General features: G+C 72.5%; 17 protein-coding genes. 5 read left to right on the top strand and 12 right to left on the bottom strand.

Features of this window, described 5'->3' with window-relative positions:
• Positions 1 to 74: 74 nt before the first annotated feature.
• The 3 genes from AOM03_RS11070 to AOM03_RS11060 are packed head-to-tail and all read right to left on the bottom strand — an operon-like array spanning position 75 to position 2481.
• On the bottom strand, positions 75 to 944 hold the full coding sequence (locus AOM03_RS11070; RefSeq protein WP_062381330.1) for an acyl-CoA thioesterase: 870 nt from the start codon (positions 942 to 944) through the stop codon (positions 75 to 77).
• The gene (locus AOM03_RS11065; protein WP_304524059.1) at positions 941 to 1375 is read right to left on the bottom strand and encodes a globin; all 435 of its coding nucleotides are present in this window, start codon (positions 1373 to 1375) and stop codon (positions 941 to 943) included. Before AOM03_RS11065 ends, AOM03_RS11070 begins: the two co-directional genes overlap by 4 nt.
• Entirely contained in the window at positions 1372 to 2481 is a 1110-nt protein-coding gene (locus tag AOM03_RS11060; protein ID WP_156157729.1) for a mechanosensitive ion channel family protein, read from the bottom strand. The genes AOM03_RS11065 and AOM03_RS11060 overlap by 4 nt, the downstream gene beginning before the upstream one ends.
• 55 nt (positions 2482 to 2536) lie before the next feature.
• Between AOM03_RS11060 and malQ the strand changes: the two genes are divergently transcribed.
• Positions 2537 to 4693 (top strand): 4-alpha-glucanotransferase, encoded by a 2157-nt coding sequence (malQ, locus tag AOM03_RS11055; protein WP_062381326.1) that lies wholly within the window; start codon positions 2537 to 2539, stop codon positions 4691 to 4693.
• Positions 4694 to 4860: 167 nt separating this feature from the next.
• Here the strand turns inward: malQ and pepN (AOM03_RS11050) are convergent, their stop codons facing one another.
• Both pepN (AOM03_RS11050) and pepN (AOM03_RS11045) read right to left on the bottom strand, forming a co-directional pair.
• Positions 4861 to 7458 carry an aminopeptidase N gene (gene pepN / locus AOM03_RS11050; protein WP_062381325.1) on the bottom strand — a complete coding sequence of 866 codons (2598 nt, stop codon included), beginning with the start codon at positions 7456 to 7458 and terminating at the stop codon, positions 4861 to 4863.
• Between the two features lie 176 nt (positions 7459 to 7634).
• Entirely contained in the window at positions 7635 to 10232 is a 2598-nt protein-coding gene (pepN, locus tag AOM03_RS11045; RefSeq protein ID WP_062381323.1) for an aminopeptidase N, read from the bottom strand.
• 118 nt (positions 10233 to 10350) lie between these two features.
• On the opposite strand from pepN (AOM03_RS11045), the gene AOM03_RS11040 reads away from it, so the two are divergent.
• On the top strand, positions 10351 to 11718 hold the full coding sequence (locus AOM03_RS11040; protein ID WP_174441940.1) for an MFS transporter: 1368 nt from the start codon (positions 10351 to 10353) through the stop codon (positions 11716 to 11718).
• A gap of 18 nt (positions 11719 to 11736) precedes the next feature.
• Here AOM03_RS11040 and AOM03_RS11035 read toward each other — a convergent pair whose 3' ends face one another.
• The 4 genes from AOM03_RS11035 to AOM03_RS11020 all read right to left on the bottom strand — a co-directional run bounded on the left by AOM03_RS11035 (position 11737) and on the right by AOM03_RS11020 (position 16597).
• A complete protein-coding gene (locus tag AOM03_RS11035) occupies positions 11737 to 12333 on the bottom strand; it encodes a DUF3558 family protein (protein ID WP_062381321.1) in 597 nt (198 codons plus the stop codon).
• A 71-nt stretch (positions 12334 to 12404) separates the two neighbouring features.
• Positions 12405 to 13706, bottom strand: coding sequence for an MFS transporter (locus AOM03_RS11030; protein WP_062381319.1), 1302 nt, complete (start codon positions 13704 to 13706; stop codon positions 12405 to 12407).
• Entirely contained in the window at positions 13703 to 14644 is a 942-nt protein-coding gene (locus AOM03_RS11025; protein WP_062381317.1) for an AraC family transcriptional regulator, read from the bottom strand. Before AOM03_RS11025 ends, AOM03_RS11030 begins: the two co-directional genes overlap by 4 nt.
• A 162-nt stretch (positions 14645 to 14806) precedes the next feature.
• On the bottom strand, positions 14807 to 16597 hold the full coding sequence (locus AOM03_RS11020) for a chloride channel protein (protein ID WP_227589976.1): 1791 nt from the start codon (positions 16595 to 16597) through the stop codon (positions 14807 to 14809).
• A gap of 56 nt (positions 16598 to 16653) precedes the next feature.
• On the opposite strand from AOM03_RS11020, the gene AOM03_RS11015 reads away from it, so the two are divergent.
• The gene (locus tag AOM03_RS11015; RefSeq protein ID WP_062381313.1) at positions 16654 to 17109 is read left to right on the top strand and encodes a MarR family transcriptional regulator; all 456 of its coding nucleotides are present in this window, start codon (positions 16654 to 16656) and stop codon (positions 17107 to 17109) included.
• A 59-nt stretch (positions 17110 to 17168) separates the two neighbouring features.
• Here the strand turns inward: AOM03_RS11015 and AOM03_RS11010 are convergent, their stop codons facing one another.
• Positions 17169 to 17651 (bottom strand): tRNA (cytidine(34)-2'-O)-methyltransferase, encoded by a 483-nt coding sequence (locus AOM03_RS11010; protein WP_156157728.1) that lies wholly within the window; start codon positions 17649 to 17651, stop codon positions 17169 to 17171.
• A 78-nt stretch (positions 17652 to 17729) separates the two neighbouring features.
• Here AOM03_RS11010 and AOM03_RS11005 point away from each other — a divergent pair, with 78 nt between their 5' ends.
• Together AOM03_RS11005 and AOM03_RS11000 are read left to right on the top strand one after the other, a co-directional pair.
• Positions 17730 to 19574: an ABC transporter ATP-binding protein gene (locus AOM03_RS11005; RefSeq protein ID WP_062381395.1), complete on the top strand. Its 1845-nt coding sequence runs from the start codon at positions 17730 to 17732 to the stop codon at positions 19572 to 19574.
• A gap of 35 nt (positions 19575 to 19609) precedes the next feature.
• Positions 19610 to 21307, top strand: a complete 1698-nt coding sequence (locus AOM03_RS11000; protein WP_062381309.1) for an alpha-glucosidase — start codon at positions 19610 to 19612, stop codon at positions 21305 to 21307.
• Between the two features lie 40 nt (positions 21308 to 21347).
• Here the strand turns inward: AOM03_RS11000 and AOM03_RS10995 are convergent, their stop codons facing one another.
• Positions 21348 to 22367, bottom strand: a complete 1020-nt coding sequence (locus AOM03_RS10995) for a DUF3558 domain-containing protein (RefSeq protein ID WP_062381307.1) — start codon at positions 22365 to 22367, stop codon at positions 21348 to 21350.
• 142 nt (positions 22368 to 22509) lie between these two features.
• Entirely contained in the window at positions 22510 to 24447 is a 1938-nt protein-coding gene (locus AOM03_RS10990; RefSeq protein ID WP_062381305.1) for a M13 family metallopeptidase, read from the bottom strand.
• Between the last annotated feature and the right edge of the window lie 45 nt (positions 24448 to 24492).

The following is a 24492-nucleotide window of genomic DNA, read 5'->3' as shown; positions in this document are numbered from 1 at the left end:
AAGCGACCACCAGCTACCCATTCGGGGGCGGGGCGGGGCGGGGCGGGACTGGGTGCGGGCGGGGCGGGCGGGCCTCAGCCGAGGCGGATCATGCCCTCCTGCGCGGCGCTCGCGACCAGCGTGCCGTCCTGCGCGAACACCCACGTCCCGGTGAGACCCCGGGCGCCCTGGGCGGTGGGCGCGTCCTGGACGAACAGCAGCCACTCGTCCGCGCGCACCGGCCGGTGCCACCACATCGCGTGGTCGAGGCTGGCGATCGCGATCTCGCGGGTGGCCCACGACGCGCCGTGGCGGCGCAGCAGCGGCTCGAGCATCACCTGATCCGAGCCGAAGGCCAGGAGCGCGCGATGCATGAGCTGGCTGCCCTCGACCGGCCTGCGCGTGCGCATCCAGGTGTGCTGGAAGGTGCCGCGGCTCTCGTCGGGGCCGGTGAAGATCGACCCCTCGATGTGCCGCACGTCGAACGGCGCGCTGGTGAGCCAGAAGTCGGCAGAGGGATGCCCGGCGAACGGCGCGAGCACCTCGATGCCGGAGGTCACCTCGTCGGGCCCGGGAACCTCGGGCATCACCGCCGCGTGCTCGGGCCCCTCCTGATCCACCTGGAAGGACGTGATCATCGACAGGATGGGCCGGCCCTCCTGCAGCGCGTGCGTGCGCCGCGCGGAGAAGGAGCGCCCGTCGCGCAGCACCTCGACCTCGAACTGCAGCGGCTTCGACGCGTCGCCGGCGCGCAGGAAGTAGCCGTGCAGCGAGTGCACGTGCCGGTCCTCGTCCACCGTGGCGCCCGCGGCGAGCAGGCCCTGGGCGAGCACCTGGCCGCCGAAGACGCGCCCGCCGGGCATGGGGAGCGAGTCGCCCTCGAATCCCGTCTCGGACGTGCGCCGCAACTGAAGGGCCGCGAGGCCCCCGGCCATCGCATCGTCCGCCCAGACGTCCTCCATCATGCCTCCTCGCTCGGCCCGGCCGAGTTCACCATCGAATGCGCCGCGCGCTCCAGGTAGTCCATGAGCGTCGCCTCGTGCAGGGGCGCGAGCGCGCGGTTCGCCACGGCGGCCCGCATGCACGCGATCCACCGGTCCCGCGCGTCCGCGTCGACGCGGAAGGGGAGGTGGCGCATGCGCAGGCGCGGGTGGCCGCGCGTCTCGGAGTAGGTCGTGGGCCCGCCCCAGTACTGCTCGAGGAACAGGGTGAGGCGCTCGATCGCGCCCTCCATGTCCTGCTCCGGGTACATGGGCCGCAGCACCGGGTCCTGCGCGACGCCCGCGTAGAAGTCGCGCACCAGCGCGTCGAAGGTCGCGTGGCCGCCCACGGTGTCGAAGAAGGACTGCTGGGCAGCGGCCTGACCGGGGACGATGCTCGGGCCGGGAGAGCTCACTCGTCGCCGTCCGCGTCGTTCGGGGGAGGGAGGGGCTTGCCCGAGTCGTCGGTGGGCTGGTGGTGGTCGGACGGGCGCTTGCCGTCGTGGAGCTCGACCTTGACCTTGGGGGTCTTCGCGTCCATCACCATCGCGTCGCCGGGGACCGCGAGCTCGATGCCGCGCTCGGAGAAGATACGGCGCATCTCGCGGCGCACCTCGCGCATGATGTCCCACTGCGTGGCCGGGTTGACCTGGACCAGGAGGCGCAGCATGACCGCGTTGTACTCGAGGGACTCGACGCCGGCGACCTCGGGCTCGGCGAGGATGTTGGCGGCGACCTCGTCGGACTCGTGGCGGGCCGACTCGACGGCGTCGAGCATGGCCGTGCGTGCGGCCTCGACGTCCGTGTCGTAGGCGAACCGCACCTCGATGAGGGCGCGCGACCACATGCGGGTCATGTTGCCCACACGGGCGATCTGTCCGTTGGGGATGTACCAGACCGTGCCGTCGAGCGAGCGCAGCCGGGTGGAGCGCAGGCCCACCTCCTCGACCGCGCCGGTGGCCTCGCCCAGGTCCACCACGTCGCCCACGCCGTACTGGTCCTCGATGAGCATGAAGACGCCGGAGAGGATGTCCTTGACGAGCGACTGGGCGCCGAAGCCCAGGGCGACGCCGACGATGCCGGCGGACGCGAGCATCGGCCCCACGGGGATGCCCAGGGTGGTGAGCAGGGTCAGGATGCCGATGCCCACGAGGACCACCGCGAGCGCCGAGTTGAGCACCCGGCGCAGGGTTGCGGCGCGCTGGCGGCGGCGCTCGGCCTCGAGGCGCAGCTCCATGGTCTCGGGTTCGGCGACGGGGATCCGGGCCCGGCGCAGGGCCTTGCGCGTGCGCGCGTCCTGGAAGGGGGCGCCCCGCTCGATGCCCACGGTGACGCCGTTGATGAGCGCGCGGCCCACGAACCAGCCGATGACGAGCAGCACCGCCACGATCGCGAGGCCGATGGCGCCGGTCTCGATGCTGGTGAGCCATTCCCGCGCCTGCTCCTGGAGCTCGTCGACCGTGGGGACGGCCGATGCGGTCGGTTCGGGCTCGGACGAGGCGGACGTCATCACAGGTAGCACGGGCCCACAGTAGCCGTGACCTTTGCTCCATGCATCGACCCTGATGCGTGGCAGGATGGAGGGCGTGACTGACGCTCCTGAGGTCGAGCGCGAGATGCCGTCGGAGGCGCTGGCCGCGCTGGCCCGTGCGTGCGGCGTCTCGGTCGACTACCACGCCATCGACGGCACGTTCGTGACGTGCTCCGCCGCCGCCATTCGTGCGGCCCTGACCGCGATCGGGCTCGACGCCTCGTCGGACGAGGCGTGCGCGCGCTCGCTCGAGGCGCTCGAGGACCAACGCTGGAGCCGCCTGGTGCCTCCCGTGACGGTCCTGCGCGAGGGCGACTCGGCCGAGATCCCGGCCCACGTGGTCGACGGCGACTCCATCTCCGTGAAGATCCACCTCGAGTCGGGCGAGCGGCGCAAGCTCAAGCAGCTCGACCGCTGGGTGGAGCCGCGCAAGGTGGGCGGCACCCGCGTCGGCCGTGCCACGTTCAAGATTCCCGGCGACCTGCCGCTCGGGTGGCACCGCATCGAGGGCAAGACCAAGGGCCGCCGCGGACGCGGCTACGTGGTCGTCACCCCGCGCCGCCTGGACGTGCCCTCGGAGGTCACGAACAAGCGCCCCTGGGGCCTCACCACGCAGCTGTATTCGCTGCGCTCCGAGCGCTCGTGGGGGATCGGCGACCTGAGCGACCTGGCGGACCTGTGCGCGCTGGGCAAGTCCCGCGCGGACGCGGACTTCGTCCTCATCAACCCGCTGCACGCGACGGAGCCGGTCGCCCCCATCGCGAACTCGCCCTACCTGCCCACGTCGAAGCGCTACCTGTCGCCGCTGTACATCCGCGTCGAGGACATCCCCGAGGTCGCGTACCTGCCCTCGCAGCGCCGCGCGGTGCTCGGCTGGGAGGCCGAGCGGCCGCAGCGGGCGAACGCCAGCTCCGAGAACATCGATCGCAACACCCTCTGGCGCGCGAAGTCCGTCGCGCTGGAGGAGGTGTTCCGCGCGCCGCGCTCGGCCGGCCGCGAGGCCCTGTTCGAGGCCTTCTGCCTGCGCGAGGGCTCCTCGCTCGAGGACTTCGCGACGTGGTGCTCCATCGCGGAGGCTCACCGCGGCGTCGCGTGGCCCGAGGAGCTCGACTCGCCCACGTCGCCCGCCGTGGCCCGGTGGCGCGACGAGCACGCGGACCGCGTCCTCTACTACGCGTGGCTGCAGTGGATCGCCGAGGAGCAGGTCGAGCGGGCGCAGTCCGTCGCGCGCCGGGCCGGCATGAGCATCGGCGTCATGATCGACCTGGCCGTGGGCGTGCACCCCGAGGGTGCCGACGCGTGGGCCTTCCGCCGCGTGCTCGCCCAGGGCATGTCCATGGGCGCGCCGCCGGACTTCTACAACGCGCTGGGCCAGGACTGGTCCATCCCGCCGTGGCAGCCGCGCGCCCTCGAGGCCGCAGCGTACCTGCCGTTCCGCGACATGGTGCGGGCGTCCGTGCGCAACGCGGGCGCCCTGCGCATCGACCACGTGCTGGGCATGTTCCGTCAGTGGTGGGTGCCCAACGGCCACCTGCCGCTGGACGGCGTGTACATGTACGTCGACCACGAGGCGCTCATCGGCATCATCGCGCTCGAGGCGCACCGCGCCGGCGCGCTGGTCATCGGCGAGGATCTGGGCACCGTCGAGCCGTGGGTGCGCGAGTACCTCCACGAGCGCGGGCTGCTCGGCTGCTCGATCGCCTGGTTCGAGCGCCACGACGACGGCACGCCGCGCCTGCCCGAGCACTACCGCGCGGACACCCTCGCCGCCGTCACCACCCACGATCTCCCGCCCACCGCGGCGTACCTCGCGGGCGACCACGTCACGCTGCGCGAGCAGCTGGGCATGCTGGGCGGAACCGTCGAGGAGGCCCGCGCGGAGGCCGCCCGCGAGCGCGACGCCTACGTGGGGATCATGCGCGAGCGCGGCTGGGTGCCCGAGGACCCGACCGAGGAGGAGCTCATCGCCGGGCTCCACCGCTGGGTGCTCGAGAGCCCCGCGCTGCTCACCGGCATCGCGATCACGGACGCCGTGGGCGACCGCCGCGCGCAGAACATGCCCGGCACGGACACGGAGTACCCCAACTGGTGCATCCCCGTGACCGACGGCAACGGCGTGCCCGTGCTGCTCGACGAGATCTTCGAGCACCCGCGCGCCCGGCGCCTGTTCCGGGCGATCAAGGCCGCGCGCGACGCGGACTGACCCGAGCCCTGGCCGCCGGACGCTGGACGCCGGCCGCTGAACTCTGGACACTCCGCACGGATCTCGGCTCGACACGCCGGGCGCGGGCCCCGTTCGGGGGCTCGCGCCCGGCGTGTCGCCTCAGAATCCGTGCGGAGTGTCCGCGGCGGGGAAGGCGCGGGAAGGCGTCAGGCCTTCCGGCTCGCCTGCTGCGCCGCGAGCGCGCGGTGCATCTCGTCGAGGCCCTCGATGACCACCTTGCGCAGGACGCTCGGGGCGTTCGCGTGGTCGACCAGCCACTCGGCGACGCGGTCGTCGAGACCCTCGACCCGGCCCGCCAGGTGGATGGGGAACACGTACTTGGCGACGCGCGCGCCCACGAAGCCCTCGTTCGCGACGTAGTAGGGCAGCAGCTCCTCGAGCAGGGTCGGGGCGAGCGGCGCCAGCAGCGCCGGGTCGGTGACGCGGGCCAATCCCAGGCCCACCTCGTACTGCGTCGCGTTGTTCAGCGCGGTGCCGTCCGGGTGCGCGAGCGCGTCCCAGGCGGCGGTCTTCGCCTCGAGCGTGCCGATCGCCGCGCGCACGCCCGCGGCGCGACGGCGGCCCGCGGCCGTGTCGTCCGTCGCGAGGCGCGCCTCGATCTCGGGCTCGCCCGCGGCCCCGCACGCGGCGACGCCGGCGAGCAGGTCCCAGCCCAGGTCGGTGTCGACCTCGAGCCCGGGCAGCGTGGCCGTGCCGTCGAGCAGCGCGGTGAGGCGCGCAGCCTGCCCGGAGGTGCGGGCCACCTGGGCGTAGGCCTTGAGCAGCTGCAGCTGGAGGTCCGACCCGGCGGCGGCGCCCTCGACGGCCGTCCATAGGCGCTCGGCGGCGTCCGCGCCCACGCGGGCCAGCAGCTCCGGCGCGACGTAGCGGCCGAGCGCGACGACGAGCGTGCGGGCGTGGGACTCGGCCGCGGTCGAGTTCGCCATCACGGGCAGCGCGGTGAGCGCGGCGTCGATGTAGCGCTGGGCGGGCAGCGTCGCGTCGCGGCACATGTGCCACAGCGCGTCGAGGACCACGGCCTGGAGGTGCGCGTCGGTGATGTCGCCGATGCGCGCCGCCACGGTCGCGAGCGACGCCTCGTCGAGGTGGAGCTTGGCGTACGTGAGGTCGCCGTCGTTGACCAGCAGCAGGTCGGGGCGCGGCAGGCCCACCGCGGCCGGGACCGCGACGGGCTCGGCGCCGCCCACCTCGAGCGACTCGGTCCAGGCGGTCGCGAGCCCGGCCTCCGTCGCCGCATAGCCCGCGACGCGGACGCGGTGGCGGCGGTGGACCGGGAAGTCCTCGGGGACCTCCTCGGCGACGGTCAGCGCGGTGACGACCCCCGCATCGTCCATGGCGATGTCCGCGCTGAGCACCGAGACCCCGGGGGTCTCGAGCCACGCGTGCGCCCAGGCGTCGAGGGAGCGGCCGGCGGCGGCCTCGACCTCGGCGAGGAACTCCGCGAGGGTGGCGTTGCCGTAGCGGTACTTCTTCAGGTACGAGGCGACGCCCGCGAAGAACTGGTCCTCGCCCACGAACGCCGCGAGCTGCTTGAGCGCCGAGGCGCCCTTGGCGTAGGTGATCATGTCGAACGCGGAGACGGTCGCCTCGGTGTCCGGGACCTCGGTGACGATCGCGTGGGTGGTGGGGAGCTGGTCCTGCACGTAGGCGACGGACTTGCGGTTGGCGCCGAAGGTGACCCACGAGTCACGGAACTCGGTGACCTGCTCGGTGGCCCAGGTCCCCACGAACTCCGCGAAGGACTCGTTGAGCCACAGGTCGTCCCACCAGCGCATCGTCACCAGGTTGCCGAACCACATGTGCGCGAGCTCGTGGAGGATCACGTTGAGGCGGGCCTCGCGCAGCGCCTCCGAGGGGCGCGAGCGGAACAGCAGCCGGTCCTCGGAGATGGTGACGGCGCCCACGTTCTCCATGGCGCCCAGGTTGTACTCGGGGACGAAGATCTGGTCGTACTTGGCGTACGGGTACTCGGTGTCGAAGACGCGCTCGTAGAGCTCGAGGCCCGCCTGGGTCGTGGCGAGGATCTCCTCCGCGTCCAGGTGGTCCGCGAGCTGGGCGCGGGCGTACACGCGGGCGGGGATCTCGCCCCTGCGCGAGGTGAGGCTGCCGCCCGCGCTCACGTACGGGCCCGCCATGACGGCGGCGACGTAGCAGGGGAGCGCGACGGTGGGCGCGAACACCCAGCGGTTGACGCCGGTCTCGCCGTCGGGGTGGACGGAGGTGGTCGCGCCCTCGACGGCCGTGGGCTCGGGCGTGCGCGAGTTCGACAGCACGGTCCAGTGCTGCGGCGCGAGCACGGTGAAGGCGAACGTGCCCTTGATGTCGGGCTGGTCGAAGCAGGCGAAGGCGCTGCGGGTGTCGTTGGCGGCGAACTGCGTGTAGAGGTAGGTCTCGCGCGTCTCGGGGTCGACGAAGCGGTGGACGCCCTGGCCGTCGGTGCGGTACTGGAAGCGGGCCTCGACCTCGACGTGGTTGGTCGCGTCGAGCGGGCCGAGCGTGAGGCGGCCCGCGGAGACCACCTGCGAGACGTCCAGGCTGGTGCCGTTGAGTTCGACGCGGACGACGTCCGCGGCGACGCAGTCGAGGAACGTCGTGGCACCGGGCGTCGCGTCAAAGGCGATGGTCGCGACCGAGCCGAACGTGTCGCCGGCGGGGGTGAAGTCGAGCGTCACGTCGTACTGCGCGTCGGAGACGAGGGCCACGCGCGCGGCCGCCTCCTGCTTGGTGAGGTTCAGTCCTGGCATGGGGGTGAGTCTTCCAGGTCTGGATGGACGATGCGTGGGACGGGTGGTCGGGTAGGGCGCCCGGGCGCATGAGAACGGCCCCGGGCCCCCCGAAACGATTTCGGGGAGCCCGGGGCCGAGTCCGGGCGGTGGGCCGACGTCGCGTGGGGAGCGACGCGGCGCGAGGGACGGGGTCGCTAGGCCGAGTACCCCGCGTCCACGGCCTGCGCGGCCAGGGCGCGGCGCACGCCGTCGCGGCCCTCGACCACCAGGCGCTTGAGGGCGTCGTGCGCGTCCGCGTTGGACTCGAGCCAGGCATCGGCCTTGGCCTGGAGGTCCTCGACGCGGCCCGCGAGGAGCACCGGGTAGAGCCCCTCGATGAGGTTCGTGGCGATCTCGTTCGTCTTGGTCTCGTAGATCCGGCGGATCGAGGCGAAGTAGTCGTCGACGAAGGGCTCGAGCAGCGCGGTGTCCTGCACGTCGTTGAAGCCCGCGGTCGCCGCGTACTGCAGCGCGTTGGGCAGGTCCTTCTCCGCGTTGACCAGCGCGTCCCACGCGGTGCGCTTGGCCTCGGGGGTCGCGATCGCGGCGCGGGCGTGCGCGGCGCGCCGCTCACCCGACGCGGTCGCGTCCTTGGCGAGCTGGAGCTCGATCGCGATGTCCTCGACGCGGCCGCCGGCCACCAGCGCGGTGAGCAGGTCCCAGGCGAGGTCGGAGTCCACCGGCAGCCCCTCGAGCGCCAGGCGCCCCTCGAGCACCGCGGCGATCGTCTCGTGCATCGCCTCGGTGGTCGCGAGCGACGCGAACGCCTTGAGCAGCTGGAGCTGGCCGTCGGAGCCGGGCGCGGCGGCCACGGTGAGCTGCCACAGCTCGCGTGCCGCGGCCGTCTGGGTCTCGTCCGCCACGGCGGGCGCGACGTACAGCGACAGCGCGGTCGACAGCTGGCGCAGCAGCATGAGCACCACGGTCGACTCGGTCTCCGCGCCGATGGTGCGCAGCACCAGGTCGACGTACTGACGGGCGGGCATCTCCGCGTCGCGGGTCATGTCCCACGCGTTGGCGAGCACCATGGAGCGCGGCAGCGCGTCGAGGGTGCCCACGTGCTCGGCGGCCGTCGCGAGCGACACCTCGTCCATGCGCACCTTGGCGTACGCGAGGTCGCCGTCGTTGAGCAGCACCAGGGCCGGACGCGAGCGGCCCACCAGGTCGGCGATCTCCGTGCGGGCGCCGTCGATGTCCACCTCGAGGTAGGTGGTCCGCGCCAGGGCCTTGCCGCCGTCGTAGGAGTCGACCAGGTCGTAGCAGCCGATGCCGATGCGGTGCGGGCGCTGCGTGGGGTGCTCGGCCGGGGTCTCCTGGAGCACGGCGAACGACGTGACGGTGCCGTGCGCATCGGTCTCGATCGAGGGGCGCAGCGTCGTGACGCCGGCCTTCTCCAGCCACACGGACGACCACTCGGACAGGTCGCGGCCCGAGGTCGCCTCGAGCTCGACCAGCAGGTCGCGCAGGGTCGTGTTGCCGTGGTGGTGCTTGCGGAAGTACTCGGCGACGCCCGCGAAGAACTCGTCCTGTCCCACGTAGGCGACCAGCTGGCGCAGCACGGACGCGCCCTTGGCGTAGGTGATGCCGTCGAAGTTCACCTCGACGTCCTCGAGGTCCTTGATGTCCGCCATGATCGGGTGGGTCGAGGGCAGCTGGTCCTGGCGGTACGCCCACGACTTCTCGAGCGAGTTGAAGCTCACCCAGGCGTTCTTGTACCGCGTGACCTCGGCGGTCGCGAGCGTCGAGGCGAACTCCGCGAACGACTCGTTGAGCCACAGGTCGTTCCACCACTTCATGGTCACCAGGTCGCCGAACCACATGTGCGCGAGCTCGTGCAGCACGGTGACGGTGCGGCGCTCGATGCGCGCCTGCGAGGTCTTGGAGCGGAACACGTAGTCCTCGAGGAACGTGACGCAGCCTGCGTTCTCCATCGCGCCCGCGTTGAACTCGGGCACGAAGATCTGGTCGTACTTCTCGAAGGGGTAGTCCATCTGGAACTTGTCCTCGAAGAAGGTGAAGCCGCGCTGCGTGTCGTCCAGGATGACGTCCGCGTCGAGGAACTCCGCGAGCGCCTTGCGGCAGTACACGTTGGCGCTCAGGGTCCCCTTGCGCGACTCCACCGAGCCCTGCACCTCGTGGTACGGGCCCGCGACGATCGCGGTGACGTAGCACGGGATGCGCGTGGTCGCGGAGAAGTCCCAGCGCGCGACGCCGCGCGCCTGGCCCGCGATCTCGACCGAGCCGTCCACGCCGGTCCGGGTCGCCGGCGAGTTCGACAGCACGTGCCAGTGCTCGGGGGCGGTGACGGAGAAGGTGAAGGCGGCCTTGAGGTCGGGCTGCTCGAACACGGCGAACACGCGACGGGTGTCCGCGACCTCGAACTGCGAGTAGAGGTACACCTCGCCGTCCTCGGGGTCGACGAAGCGGTGCAGGCCCTCGCCGGTGTTCATGTAGGCGCACGTCGCGTCGATCACGAGCTCGTTGTCCGCGGCGAGGTCGGGCAGCGCGATGCGGCTGTCCGCGAAGTGCGCGGCCGGGTCGAGCTCGACGCCGTTGAGGACGATGCGCTCGACGCTCGGCGCGATGAGGTCGATGAAGGTCGACGCACCGGCCGTGGCGGCGAAGCGGACGGTGGAGACGGACCGGAAGGTCTCCTCCGAGGTGGTGAGGTCGAGCGACACGGCGTACGAGTCGACGGTGACAAGGGCGGCGCGGGCCTCGGCCTCGGCGCGGGTGAGGTTGGTACCTGGCATGGCGGGAATTCTTTCACGCGCCGGAAGGCGGTGCCTCCGCACGGCACGGGACGATGCGGGGGAGAGGGGGCGGTGCATCGGCCCCGGTTCGTGCGCGGCAGCGCCCTAGACTCGGGTCGTGACCGAGCGGGCGGACGAGGCGGAGCGCGCCGACGACCGCCCGGCGCCCCGGCGCCGGCGCCTGGTGGACCTCACGCCGCTCCGGGCGAGCCCCGCCTTCGCGCGGCTGTGGCTCGGCGGCGCGATCGCGGGCGTCGGCGCCCAGATGTCGATCGTCGCGGTGGGCCTGCAGATCTACGACATCACCGAGTCGACCTTCATGGTCGGACTGGTGGGCGGCACCGCGCTCGTCCCCATGATCATCGCGGGCCTGTGGGGCGGGATGCTCGCGGACGTGATGGACCGCCGGCGGCTGCTCATCGCCTCTTCGATCACCTCCTGGGTGGCGACGCTGGGCCTGGTCTCGCTCTCGGTCTGGGACGTGGTCGCGCAGCAGTCGGGCGGGCGCGCGGAGGCGTGGCCGTTCCTGGTGGTCACCACCATTCATGCCGTCGCGGCGACCATCACCGGCACCACCCGGTCGGCCGTCGTGGGGCGCATCCTGCCGCCCGAGCTGCTGTCGCGGGCGAGCGCGCTGCACGGCATGTCGATCGGGGCGCAGTTCACGGTAGGCCCGGCGCTCGCGGGCGTGCTCGTGGCGGCGGTGGGGTTCGTGTGGACGTTCGCGATCGATGCGGTGCTGTTCACCGCGGGCTTCCTGGGCGTGTGGATGCTGCCGTCCCTGCCGCGCCTGGGAGAGCGCGCCCAGGCCGGCTGGGCGATGCTGCGCGAGGGGATCGGCTTCCTGCGCCGGGCGCCCAACCTGCGCATGAGCTTCATCCTCGACATCGTCGCGATGACGTTCTTCCGGCCATATGTGCTGTTCCCGGCGCTCGGGGCGACGGTGGTGGGCGGCGGCCCGCTCGCGGTGGGCCTGCTCACCGCGGCCGGTGCCATCGGCACCCTCCTCGCGAGCCTGTTCTCCGGGCCGGTGGCGCACGTCCACCGGCACGGCATCGCGATCTCGCGGGCGATCACCGCGTTCGGGGTCTTCGCGATGGTGTTCGGCGTGGTCGCGCTGGCGCTGTCGCGCTCGGAGCACCCCGCCGAGCCGGGCTGGGCCGGCATCCACGGGGGCGCCCTGCTCGCGCTCGCGGCGTGCATGATCGGCATGGGCGCGACGGACGAGGTGAGCGCGATCTTCCGCCAGACCATGATGCTGCAGGCGGCGCCCGATCACATGCGTGGCCGCATGCAGGGCGTGTTCATCGTGGTGGTGACCGGGGGGCCGCGCCTGGGCGACATGTACGCCGGCGTGCTGGCCACCGTGGTGGCGCTGTGGTTCCCGCCGCTGCTGGGCGGGGTCGCGATCATCGCGCTGGTCGCGATCCTCACGCGCGCGAATCGCGCGTGGCGGGACTACGACGCGCGCACCCCGACGCCGTGACGCGGGGGCGAGGGCGGCTCAGCCCAGCTTGCCCGCGACCACCGCGGACAGGGACCCGTTGATCGACCGGTTGGAGCGCACGTCGCGGTCCGGGTCGATGTACGAGATCTTGGCGTAGTACCCGCCCGCCTCGATCGAGACGGAACGCCCGCCGCCCGTGATGAACACGGCATCGGCCCCGTCGATCTCGCCGTCCTCGACCTCGCCGAACGTCTCCTCCGCGATCGCCCGGCGCTCGTCGAAGGAGGCGTCGGACCAGCTCAGGGTGACCTGCAGGCGCGGCGTCGAGGAGTCCTCCGCCGGCGTGCGCCACAGGCAGGCCGCCTGCTGGGAGTTGGTGACCACGCCGTAGACGACGCCCTCCTCGAGCGTCACGCCGCTCGCCTCCGCGATCTCCTCGACCGTGAGCAGGTCGCACGGGTCGGGCACGCCCGCCGGGAGCTCCGGCGCGGCCTCGACCTCGGTCGCGGCGTCGCTCGTGGGCCCGGCGGTCGGCTCCGCGGAGACCCCCGGCGAGGGGGTCGTGGAGTCGTCGAGCGTGGAGCTCGGCGTGCACGCGGCCAGCAGGGCGGTGGCGGCGAGCGCGGTGGCGACGAGGCCGGGGCGGAAGGTCATGCGGGGGTGCTCCTCGGGATGGGACAACGACGAAGGTAGCACCGTCGCGCCGGCGGACCGCGGGAGGGAGGTCACGGGGACGATGCGTGGGCCGGGTCGGTCAGCCATGCCGGGTCGGGCACGGTGCGCAGCCTCCACAGCGGCGAGCGCACCAGCAGCGCGATCCCCGCGAGGTTGCCCACGGCCGCGATCCAGAACGTGGCGGCGAGGCCCAGATGGGTCGCGAGCACGCCCGCGCCGAGCGCGCCCAGCGGCCCCACGCCCCACATGAGCGTGCGGATCGACGCGGTCATGCGGCCGATCATGCGCGGGGGGCACTGCCGTTGGCGCATCGACACCTGCACCACGTTGAAGGCGACGATCGAGAAGACCACCACGAGCTCGCCGGCGCCGATGAGCGCGATCGCGGCGGCGCGGGGCACGTGGAGCGCGAGCGGCATGGCGAAGAACGCGATGCCGCCGATGAGGTAGGTCACGGGGATCGCGTGGCCCTGGCCGAACCGGCGGCCGAACCACGGCGCGGACACCGCGCCCAGGATGCCGCCCAGCGAGCCGCACGACAGCAGCAGCCCGTACGCGGTGGCGGACATCTCGAGCTCGCGCAGCAGCAGCACCGGCACCATCGTCATGCCCAGCGTGGCGAACAGGTTGGACACGGTCGCGGACACCACCACGGGCCGGATGTAGATGTTGCGGAGCACGAAGGAGACGCCCTCGCGCATCTCCCCGATGAGCCGCGCCTCCCGGCGCGGCGGCGGCACGTCGCGCGGGATCCGCCAGATCGCGATCGCGGAGGCGAGGTAGCCCACCGTCGCGGCGAGCGTGAGCAGGGGAGCGGCGAGCGCCTTGGCGAGCAGCCCGCCCAGCCCGGGCCCGGCGGCGCGCGCGGTCTCCGCGGTGATCTGGAGGCGCGCGTTCGCGTCGTCCAGCTGCTCGCGCCGCACCAGCGACGGCACCATCGACATGTAGGACATGTCGAAGAACACCTGCGCCGCGGACAGCGCGAGCGCGGCGACCACGAGGCCCGTCATCTCGAGCACCCCCAGCCACCACAGCAGCGGCACCGTCGCCATCACCGCGGAGCGCACCAGATTGGCCGCGACCATGACGCCCCGGCGCGAGACCCGGTCGACCCAGGCGCCCACCGGCAGCGACAGCGCGAGGAAGGCGAGGCCGGGCACGGCGCCCAGGACGCCCACCTGCATCTCGGACGCCGCGAGGTACGTGACCGCGATGATCGGCATGGCCACCTGCGCGACCTGGACGCCCACGGCGCTGATGGTCTCGCCCGTGAGGAGGCTCATGTAGGCGCGGTTGCGCCACAGCGACGGGCCGCCGGAGGCGACCGGCGCGTCGACGGGGACCAGCGTCACGGGCGCGCCTCCTCGGTGGTGCGGCGCGTCCGCGCCTCCGAGGGCGTCAGGCCGAACTCCCGCTTGAAGGCGCGCGCGAAGGACGCCTCGGACTGGTAGCCGTGGCGGGCGGCCACCTGGGCGACGGGATCATTCTCCGACTCGAGGGCGGCACGCGCCTCCTCGAGGCGCCAGCGCGCGACGTAGCGCATGGGGGAGGTGCCCACGGTCGCGGTGAACAGCTCCGAGAACGCCGAGCGGGACATGGTGGCGGCGCGCGCGAGCTCCTCGACGGTCCACGTCGCGCCCGGGTCGGCGTGGAAGGCGGCGAGCGCGGCGCCCAGCTGGGGATCGCGCAGCGCGGCGATCCAGCCGTCGCGCCCCACGGCCTCGTCCTCGAGCGCGGCCCGGATCACCAGGACGGTGACGATGTCCGCGAGCCGCGTCATGATCACCTCGCCGCCCGGGCGGGCGGACGTGGCCTCGCGCCGCACCATGCGCACGGTGGCCAGCAGCCACGACGAGGCGGCCTCGTCGGCGGCGAACACGTGCACCTGCGGCGGCAGCACCGTGACGAGCCGCTGGGCGGGGCCCGAGGCGACCCGCACGAAGGCCGTGAAGAGGTGGGTCTCCTCTCCCGAGTCGCCCACGGTCGCCTGCGAGAGGCGGCCGGCCTGAGTGCGCGGCAGGTCCGCGAACGGCACGGGCGCGGCGTCGCCGGCGCGCAGGGTGTGCGCGAGGCCGTGCGGCAGCAGCGCCATGTGTCCCGCGGACAGGTCGAGGGTGCGGCCGCCGTCCGCCGTGAGCACACACGAGCCGGTGGTCACCAGGTGCAGCACCATGAGCCCGTCGCTCGCCGGCAGGTCGATCGCCCACTCGCCGCGCAACGACGTGAGGTCGTAGCGCAGGCCCTCGAGGCGGAGTCGATGGAGGGTCTGGCCCAGGAGGTCGTCGGTCACGCCTGCCAGGATCGCACCGGGAGGTCCCGGAATCCGCCGCGATGGACGATGCGCACAGGAGTGCGGCGTCTACGTTGCCCGAGCGCCGCCCGAGTGGGAGGCGGTCGGAGCCCTGGTGGGGCGGGTGGCGGAGTCCTGGTGGGCGGGGCCGCCTGGGTCGGGTCAGTCGCGCGTGGGCGTGAGGCGCCGGAGCACGGCCTCCTGCGGGAGCCAGCCGACCAGCACGCCGGCCTGGTCCACGACCGCGAGGCCGTCGGCCCCGTCGTCCTCGACCACGGCGTCGAGCACCTCGGTCACCGGAGTCTCGGGCGACACGGGCGTGCGCCACTCGAGGAGGCTGGCGACGGTGACGTCGGCGACGTCGTCATCGTCCGCGACGGCGGAGGCCGCCGCCGAGGTGGTGGCGATGCCCGTGAGGGTGCCGTGCGCGTCGACCACCGGGAGCGCGTGGCGACGGGCCGCGATGAGGGCGCGCATCGCATCGTCCGCCGGCAGGTCCTCGCCGAGCGTGGGCGGGGTGGCCGCCATGAGGTCGCCCACGGTGACCCCCTCGAGGGGGTGCTGCGCGGGGCGCTCGCCGATGTCGATGCCGCGTCGGCGCAGCTTGAGCGTGTAGATGGTGTCCTTCGACAGGCGCGCGGAGACGAGCGTCGCGACGGCGACGGCGAGCATGAGCGGCAGGATGATGGTGTACTCGCCGGTGAGCTCGAACAGGATGATGACGGCCGTCAGCGGGGCGCGCGCGGAGCCGGCGAACACGGCGGCCATCGCGACGAGCGCGTACGCGCCGGGATTGAGATCCAGTCCGGGCATCAGCATGTCCGCCGTCTGTCCGAAGGCGGCGCCGAACATCGCGCCCAGGAACAGCGACGGTGCGAAGACGCCGCCGGAGCCGCCGATGCCGATGGTGAGCGACGTCGCGATCACCTTCGCGACGAGCATGACGAGCAGGAACGCCACGGTGTACTGGCCCATCACGGCGCCCTCGAGGACGGGGTAGCCCACGCCGTACATCTGGGGGATCGCGAGCAGCAGCAGGCCCAGCAGGAGGCCGCCCACCGCGGGCCGCGCCCACTCGGGGCCGCGCCAGACGCGGTCGCACAGGTCCTCGATCCAGTACAGGGCGCGCGTGAAGCCCAGCCCCACGAGCGCGGCGAGGAGCCCGAGCACCACGTAGAGGCCGTACTCGGTCAGGTGCTCGACGGAGAACTCGGGCAGGACCAGGAACGCCTCGTCGCCCATGACGGCGCGTCCGATGACCGATGCGGTGACGGCGGCGATGACGATCGAGCCGAAGTGTCGGGCGGCCACGGAGCCGAGCAGCAGCTCGAGCGCGAAGAAGACGCCCGCGATGGGGGCGTTGAAGGTGGCCGCGATGCCGCCGGCGGCGCCGCACGCGACCAGGAGGCGCAGCTGGGACTCGTTGAGGCGCACCCAGCGCCCGAGCGTCGAGCCTACGGCGGAGCCGATCTGGACGATGGGCCCCTCACGCCCCACCGAGCCTCCCGAGCCGATGGTGATGGCCGAGGCGAGCGCCTTGACGAACGCGACCTTGGCAGGGATGCGGCCGCCGCGGCGGTGGATCGCGTACATCACCTCGGGGACGCCGTGGCCGCGGGCCTCGGGCGCGAACTTCGCGACGAGCGGGCCGTAGATGAGGCCGCCGACGGCGGGGGCGAGCACCACGAAGAAGCCGCCGAGCCAGGGGAGCCACGGGTGCTCGGGGTGGCCGGTGGTGCCCGCGTAGTCGGCGTGGCCGGAGAAGATCCAGGTAGCCCGCTCGATGAGCCAGCGGAAGGCGATGGCGCCGAATCCGGCGAGGACGCCCACCGCGAGGGACAGCACGATGAGGGCGCCGTTCTCGGAGCGGCGGAACCAGGCGGCGGCCCGGCGGGGTGCGGAGGGGCGGGCGGGTGACGGGGCGGCGGCGGTCACGAGGGCGTGCTTCCTCACAGATTGTACGATTGCAACCTTTTGACCGTAGCACGGATCTCTGCTATCGTCCAGGTGTGCTCATCGACGTCACCGATTCGACCATCGTCGCTTCTCGCGCCCTGCTGGGCATCGTAGCGCGCTCCATGTCGCCCGCGCTGGAGGAGGTGACGGTCCCGCAGTTCCGTGTCCTCGTGGTGCTCTCCAACAAGGGAGGCATGCGCATGGGCGACCTCGCGGAGCAGATCGGCGTCCACCCCTCGACGCTCACCCGCACGGTCGAGCGCCTCGAGCAGAACGGCTTCATCCTCCGCAGCCCCGTGCCCGGCAACCGCCGCGAGATCCGCGTGAGCCTCGAGGAGCGCGGCGCCGCGCTCGTCGAGACCGTCACCCAGGCGCGCCGCGCGACCATCCTGTCGATCATCGAGACCCTGCCCGCCGAGGAGCAGGAGACGGTGAAGCAGGGCATGACGCTCTTCGCCCGCGCGGCCGGCGAGCCGGACCCCGCGGACCTGCTCGAGCTGGGCATCTGAGAAGGAGGCCGGGCACGCCGCCCGGCCACCGCATCGTCCCCGGTGCTCGCGCCTGCGCGTCAGGCGGCGTCCGGCGGGTTGAACCCCAACTGGCGTGCGGCCTCGTAGATGGTGATCGCGGCGCAGTTCGCGAGGTTGAGCGAGCGTCGGCCCGGCAGCATCGGGATGCGCAGCCGCTCGGTGATGCGCGGGTGTGCGAGCACGTCCTCGGGCAGGCCCGTGGGCTCGGGGCCGAACAGCAGCACGTCGTCGGCGCGGAAGTCCACGTCCGTGTACGTGACCGACGCCCTGGCCGTGAAGGCGAACACGCGCGCCTGCGGAAGGTCCGCCAGCAGAGCCTCGAGGTCCGGGTGGATGGTGACGCTCGCGAGGTCGTGATAGTCGAGCCCGGCCCGGCGCAGCTTCGACTCCTCCATGGAGAAGCCCAGCGGCTCGATGAGGCGCAGCGGCGCCCCCGTGACGGCCGACAGCCGGATCGCGTTGCCCGTGTTCTCGGGGATGCGGGGCTCGTAGAAGGCGATCGAGGGCAGCGCGACGGTCATGCGCGCCATTGTCGCAGGCACGCCGCGGCCTAGGCTGTCGGCATGTCGCATCCACCGCCCGGGCCCCGGCGCGCGGCCATGGGCGGGATGCCCGGCCGCGGCGTCGCGAGCCGCGACGAGGAGGCGCAGCGGGCCCTCAACGCCCAGGCGCCCGACATCCCCGACCTGTGGCCGCGGGTCCTCGCCCTGTTCCGGCCGTACCGCGGCGCGCTCGTCACCACCGCGGTGCTCGTCGTCGTCGCGGCCGCCGCGACGGTGGTGCCGCCGCTGCTGGTCGAGCGCATCTTCGACCACGCGCTGTTCCCGCCCGACGGCGGCGTGCGCCTGGGCCTGCTCGCGGAGCTCACGGGCCTCATGATCGCGATCTTCGTCGCCGCGGCGGGGCTGGGCATCTGGCAGACGTACCTCACCTCGACCGTGGGCAACCGCGTCACCGGCGACCTGCGCGAGCGCCTGTTCGTGCGGCTGCAGTCCATGGAACTGGGCTTCTTCACCCGCACCCGCACCGGCGTGATCCAGTCCCGCCTGCTCAACGACGTGGGCGCCGTCTCCGGCGTGCTCACCACGTTCGTGTCGAGCATCGTGGGCAACGCGGTGACGGTGGCCGCCTCGCTGGTCGCCATGGTGCTGCTCGACTGGCGCCTCACCCTGCTCGCCGTGGTGCTCATGCCCGCCCTCGTGTGGGTGCAGCGGCGCGTGGGGCGGGTGCGCGCGCGCATCGCCGCCCGCACGCAGGAGTCGCTGTCCGAGCTGACCGCGATCACCCAGGAGACCCTGTCCGTCTCGGGAGTGCTGCTGTCCAAGACCTACGGCCGCCAGCGGCTCGACGCGCGCCGCTACGCCGACGAGAACGCCACCCAGATCCGCCTCCAGGTCCAGCAGGCCATGACCGGCCAGTGGTTCTTCGGGATGGTGTCGGTCGTCATGTCCTCGGTCCCCGCGGTCATCTACCTGGCCGCCGGCTGGCTGCTGGGCGCGGGCTCGTCCACGCTCACGGCGGGCACCATCGTCGCCTTCACCGCCGTCCAGTCGCGCCTGCTGTTCCCGCTCATGGCGCTCATGCGCACGGCGCTCGAGATCCAGACCTCGCGCGCGCTCTTCGCGCGGATCTTCGAGTACCTGGACCTCGAGCCCGCGATCACCGACGCGCCCGACGCCGTCCCCGTCGAGGACGCCCCGGGCCCGCTCGGCCGGGTCGAGTTCCGCGACGTCGCCTTCCGCTACCCCGGGGCACGGGACGATGCACGGCCCACCCTGGGCGGGGTGTCGTTCGTGGCGGAGCCGGGCTCCACGCACGCCTTCGTGGGCCCCTCCGGAGCGGGCAAGACCACCATGGTCTACCTGGCCGCGCGGCTCTACGACGCGACCGCCGGAGAGGTGCGCTTCGCGGGCGAGGACGTGCGGCGGCTGGCGCACGAGTCGGTGATGGCGCACATCGGCGTCGTGAGCCAGGAGACCTACCTGTTCCACGCGTCCATCGCGGACAACCTGCGGTACGCGAGGCCGTCCGCGACGGACGCGGAGCTGGTCGAGGCCTGCCGCGCCGCCTCGATCCACGACGCCATCGAGGGCTTCGAGGACGGCTACGACACCATCGTGGGGGAGCGGGGTTACCGGCTGTCGGGCGGGGAGAAGCAGCGCATCGCGATCGCCCGCGTGCTGCTCAAGGACCCGCCCGTGCTGCTGCTGGACGAGGCGACGAGCGCGCTCGACACGGTGGCCGAGCGCATCGTCCAGCAGGCCCTCGACCGCGCGGCACGGGGGCGCACCACCCTGGTGGTCGCGCATCGTCTCTCGACCATCCAGCACGCGGACGTCATCCACGTGGTCGAGGGCGGCCGCATCGTCGAGGACGGCACGCACGGCGAACTGCTCGCGGCGGGAGGCCTGTACGCCGCGCTCGCGGCCCGCCAGACGCACTAGTGTGGACGGGTCGCCGTCGACAAGGAGGAGCGTCCGTGAGCAGTGACTGGTGGAAGTCCGCGGTGGTCTATCAGATCTACCCCCGGAGCTTTCAGGACTCGAACGGCGACGGGATCGGCGACCTGCCGGGCATCCGCTCCCGGCTGGGCCACCTCCAGGATCTGGGCGTCGACGTGCTGTGGCTGTCGCCCATCTACGCCTCGCCGCACGCGGACAACGGCTACGACATCTCCGACTATCACGCCATCGATCCGGCGTTCGGCACCATGGAGGACTTCGACGCGCTGCTCGCGGAGGTCCACGAGCGCGGCATGAAGCTGGTCATGGACCTGGTGGTCAACCACACGTCGGACGAGCACCCGTGGTTCCTCGAGTCGCGCTCGTCGCGGCGCAGCCCCAAGCGCGACTGGTACTGGTGGCGTCCCCCGCGCGAGGGCTTCGCGGCCGGCGACGTGGGCGCCGAGCCCACCAACTGGCGGGCCTTCTTCTCCGGATCGACGTGGGAGCTCGACGAGGAGTCGGGCGAGTACTTCCTCCATCTGTTCCACCCCAAGCAGCCGGACCTCAACTGGGAGAACCGCGAGGTGCGTCAGGCGGTCTACGCGATGATGCGCTGGTGGCTGGACAAGGGCGTCGACGGCTTCCGCATGGACGTCATCAACCTCATCTCCAAGGAGCTGCCGCTGCGCGACGGCGCGCCGCTGCCGGGCGGGCTGGGCAACGGCTTCCCGCTGTACGCCAACGGGCCGCGCATGCACGCCTACCTGCAGGAGATGCGCCGCGAGGTGTTCGACGGCCGCGACGCGGAGCTGCTCACCGTGGGCGAGACCCCGGGCATCACCACGGACGAGGCGCTGCTCATCACGGACCCCGCCCGCCGCGAGCTCGACATGGTCTTCCAGTTCGAGCACGTCGACGTGGACCACGGGCCGGGCGGCAAGTTCGATCCCCAGCCGCTGGATCTGGTGCGCCTCAAGTCGATCCTGGGGCGTTGGCAGCACGAGCTGGGCGAGCGCGGGTGGAACAGCCTGTACTGGGACAACCACGACCAGCCGCGCGTGGTCTCCCGCTTCGGCGACGACCGCGACCACTGGGCCGCCTCCGCCAAGGCGCTCGCGGCCGTGCTGCACCTCCAGCGCGGCACGCCCTACGTCTACCAGGGCGACGAGCTGGGCATGACGAACGCCGGGTTCACGTCGATCGACCAGTTCCGCGACATCGAGTCGCTCAACGCGTATGACGAGCTGCGGGCGCTGGGCGTGGGGGAGGAGCGCGTGCTCGACGGGCTGTCCGCCATGAGCCGCGACAACGCGCGGACCCCGGTCCAGTGGACGGCGGGACCGCACGCCGGCTTCACGTCCGGCACCCCGTGGATCGACGTCCCCGCCAACCACGCCTGGCTCAACGCCGAGGCGCAGGTGGAGGACCCCGACAGCGTCTTCAACTTCTACCGATCGCTCATCGACCTGCGTCACGGGGAGGCCGTGGTGTCGCACGGCTCGTTCGCGATGCTGCTGCCCGAGCATCCGCGCGTGTTCGCGTTCCGCCGCGAGCTCGACGGCTCGGTGATGACGGTCGCCGCGAACCTCTCGGGGGAGCCGGTCGACGTGGACATCGACCTGGGCGCCGCGCGGCTGGTGCTGCACAACCAGGGCGTGGCGGTGGACCCGCCGCCCGTGGTGGGGCCGATGCACCTGGCGCCCTGGGAGGCGCGCGTCTACCTGGCGAGGTAGGAGGCGCGTCGCGGTTGCGGCGGCGGGCGCGGGGCGCCCGTCAGGCGTCGCCCGCGGTCGCCTCGGCGAGGTTCCCCGCGACCGCCTCGGCGAGGTCGGCGATCGTCCGCGCCGGCACGAAGTTGTCCGGGTGCCAGTCGTACTCGATCGTCACGTAGAGGTCGCCCACCTCCATGCCGATGAACGTTCCCTCCCACCTGGTCCACGCGTCGGTGGCGCCGGCGACGGTGGCGTCCGCGGTGTCGATGTAGAGGTCCTCCCAGTATGCGCGGTCGGCCGTCGCGTCGCCCCGCGAGACCGTGAGGAACAGCATCGTGGGCACCTCTGCGGCGGTCCAGCCGCATCCGCCCCGCGTCAGGTTCGAAGAGTCGCTGTCGAGCCCCTCCTCGGTGAACTCGTATCCCGTCGCCGCGAGCAGCTCCTCCTCCGAGACCAGCGCGCACGGATCGGGAAGCCCTGACGCCGCGAACGCGTCGTCGCCGAGGATGTTGCCGGCCACGACGTGGGCGATGGCCAGGACCGTCGCGCTGGGATCCTCCTCCGGGTACCACGAGTACTCCAGTTCGACGTAGACGTCGTTCACCACCATGTGGAGCGTGTGCCCCGCGGGGCTCAGCCAGGCACGGGTGGCGCCGACCACCTCGTCGGTCTCCACGAGTCGGCCCTTCCACTGATCGCGATACGTGTCGACGGTCCCGGTGCCGGGGGAGACGGCCACGGCGAGGAAGGGGTGGCGCGCGCTCCAGAGGCAGGCGAGCGAGTCCTCATCGGACAGCTCCTCCTCGATCACGCCCTCGTCCCACGCGAGGCCGGTCGCGGCCTGGAGCTCGTCGGCGCTCGCGAGCGTGCACGGGTCGGGCAGGTCGGCGACCCCCGGTGAGGCATCGTCCGTGGCCTCGGCCGGCTCCGGCGTCGAACTCGGGTCCGCGGTCGCGGTGGCCTCCACCGTGCCGGCGGCGGTGGGGGTCTCCTCGGCGTCGCCCGTGCACGCGCCGAGCGTCAGGGTCAGGCATCCGAGCGCGACCGCCCCGAGCGCCGCACGCCATCGCAAGGTCTTCATCGGAACCACCTCGTCCCCGTCGACCTCCCCGCCTTCAAGTCTCGCACCGGACAGTGGTGTCCGCTGGGTGGGGACGGAGAGGGCCCCGGGGCGCGCACGCCCCGGGGCCCTCCGCGCACGGGCGACCCGTGCATCGTCCCTGCTACCAGATGGAGACGCGCTCCTCGGGGGCGAGCCACAGCTCGTCGGCCTCGGTCACCTCGAAGGCGTCGTACCAGGCGTCGAGGTTGCGCACGATGCCGTTGACGCGGAACTCCGACGGCGAGTGCGGGTCCGTGGCCAGGCGGGTCACCAGGGCCTCGTCGCGGACCATCATCCGCTCGGTGAGCGCGTACCCGATGAAGAAGCGCTGCACGGCGGTGAGGCCGTCGATCTCCGGCGCCGCGGTGATGGGGTGGCCCAGCGCGATCTCGTAGGCCTTGAGCGCGATCTCCACGCCGGCGAGGTCGCCGATGTTCTCGCCGACCGTGAGCGCGCCGTTGACGCGGTGCGCGTCGTCGAGCTGCTTGGGGGAGTAGCCGTCGTACTGGGCGATGAGGCGCTGGGCGCGCTCCATGAACGCGGCGCGGTCCTCCTCGGTCCACCAGTCCTCGAGCGCGCCGGTGCCCGAGTACTTCGAGCCCTGGTCGTCGAAGCCGTGGCCGATCTCGTGGCCGATCACGGAGCCGATGCCGCCGTAGTTGATCGCGTCGTCCGCGTCCGGGGTGAAGAACGGCGCCTGGAGGATTGCGGCGGGGAACACGATCTCGTTGGCGACGGGCAGGTAGTAGGCGTTGACCGTCTGCGGGGTCATCAGCCACTCGGAGCGGTCGACCGGCTTGCCGATCTTCGCCCAGTCGTAGTCCTCCTCGAACGCGGAGGCGGCGCGCACGTTGCCCAGCAGGTCGTCCGCGGCCAGCTCGAGGCCGTCGAACTCGCGCCACTTGTCGGGGTAGCCGATCTTGGGCGTGAACTGACGCAGCTTCTCCAGCGCCTTCTGCCGGGTCGCGGGCGTCATCCAGGGCAGCGACTCGATCGACTGGCGGTACGCCTCGATGAGGTTCGCGACCAGGCGGTCCATCTGCTCCTTGTACGCCGGCGGGAAGTGGCGGGCCACGTACTCCTGGCCCACGAGCTCGCCGACGACTCCCTCGACCAGGCTGACGCCGCGCTTCCAGCGGTCGCGCTGCTCGGTCGCGCCGGACAGCACGGTGCCGTAGAAGTCGAAGTTCGCCTTGGAGATCTCCTCCGTGAGGTAGGGCGCGCGCGAGGAGACGATGCGCCAGCGCAGGTACGCCTTCCACGCCTCCAGGTCGGTGGCCTCCCAGGCGGCGCCCAGCGCCGTGAAGTAGGAGGGCTCGCTCGCGATGAGCAGCTCGTGCGCGGCCTCCGGCATGCGGATCGCGTCCGCCCAGATGGCCCACGGGAAGCCCGGCGCGTCCTGGGTGAGGCTCGCGAGCGTGGTCGGGTTGTACGTGAGGTCCGCCTCGCGGGTCTTGACGCGGTCCCAGTGGTCCTTCGCGATGGCCGTCTCGAGCGCCACGATGCCCGCGCCGTCGAAGGCGGCGCCGGTGAGGCCCGCCATGCGGTCCACGTGGGCGACGTACTTCTCGCGCGTCGCGGCGTGCGCGTCCTCGCGGTAGTAGGCCTCGTCCGGCAGGCCCAGGCCCGACTGGCCGAGGTACACCACGTTGCGGTCCGGGTCCGACTTGTCCGCGAACACGTAGTAGCCCACCGGGCCGCCCACGCCGGAGCGCTGCAGCTCGCCGATCACGCGCGCCAGGTCGTCGTGCGACGTCGCGCCGTCGACCAGCGCGAGGTCCGCCTCGAGCGGGGCCACGCCCAGCCCGTTGACGCGGTCGACGTCCATGAAGGACGCGTACAGCGCGCCGATCTGCGTGTCCGCGGCCGCCTCCTCGATGATGACGCGGACCTGCTTCTCGGCCTCGTCGCGGAGCGTGTAGAACGAGCCGTCCGCGGCGCGGTCGGCGGGGATCTGGTGCGTCTCCTCCCACGGGCCGGAGACGTAGCGGAAGAAGTCGTCCTGCGCGCGCACGGACGGCGAGAACTCGGACTGGTCGATGCCGGAATGCAATGTCATGCACTCACCCTAGGCGTGACGTCCGACACACGGCGGGACGTTTCG

Origin of the sequence: Demequina pelophila (assembly GCF_000971175.1) — a bacterium.
GTDB lineage: Bacteria > Actinomycetota > Actinomycetes > Actinomycetales > Demequinaceae > Demequina > Demequina pelophila.
This window is presented reverse-complemented; position numbering and strand designations above follow the sequence as displayed.

Coding starts and splice junctions, on each gene's coding strand:
- AOM03_RS11005 (WP_062381395.1), top strand. CDS start 17,730: ATGGGCGGGATGCCCGGCCGCGGCGTCGCGAGCCGCGACGAGGAGGCG.
- AOM03_RS10995 (WP_062381307.1), bottom strand. CDS start 22,367: ATGAAGACCTTGCGATGGCGTGCGGCGCTCGGGGCGGTCGCGCTCGGA.
- pepN (WP_062381325.1), bottom strand. CDS start 7,458: ATGCCAGGACTGAACCTCACCAAGCAGGAGGCGGCCGCGCGCGTGGCC.
- pepN (WP_062381323.1), bottom strand. CDS start 10,232: ATGCCAGGTACCAACCTCACCCGCGCCGAGGCCGAGGCCCGCGCCGCC.
- AOM03_RS11010 (WP_156157728.1), bottom strand. CDS start 17,651: ATGACCGTCGCGCTGCCCTCGATCGCCTTCTACGAGCCCCGCATCCCC.
- malQ (WP_062381326.1), top strand. CDS start 2,537: ATGGAGGGCGTGACTGACGCTCCTGAGGTCGAGCGCGAGATGCCGTCG.
- AOM03_RS10990 (WP_062381305.1), bottom strand. CDS start 24,447: ATGACATTGCATTCCGGCATCGACCAGTCCGAGTTCTCGCCGTCCGTG.
- AOM03_RS11070 (WP_062381330.1), bottom strand. CDS start 944: ATGATGGAGGACGTCTGGGCGGACGATGCGATGGCCGGGGGCCTCGCG.
- AOM03_RS11035 (WP_062381321.1), bottom strand. CDS start 12,333: ATGACCTTCCGCCCCGGCCTCGTCGCCACCGCGCTCGCCGCCACCGCC.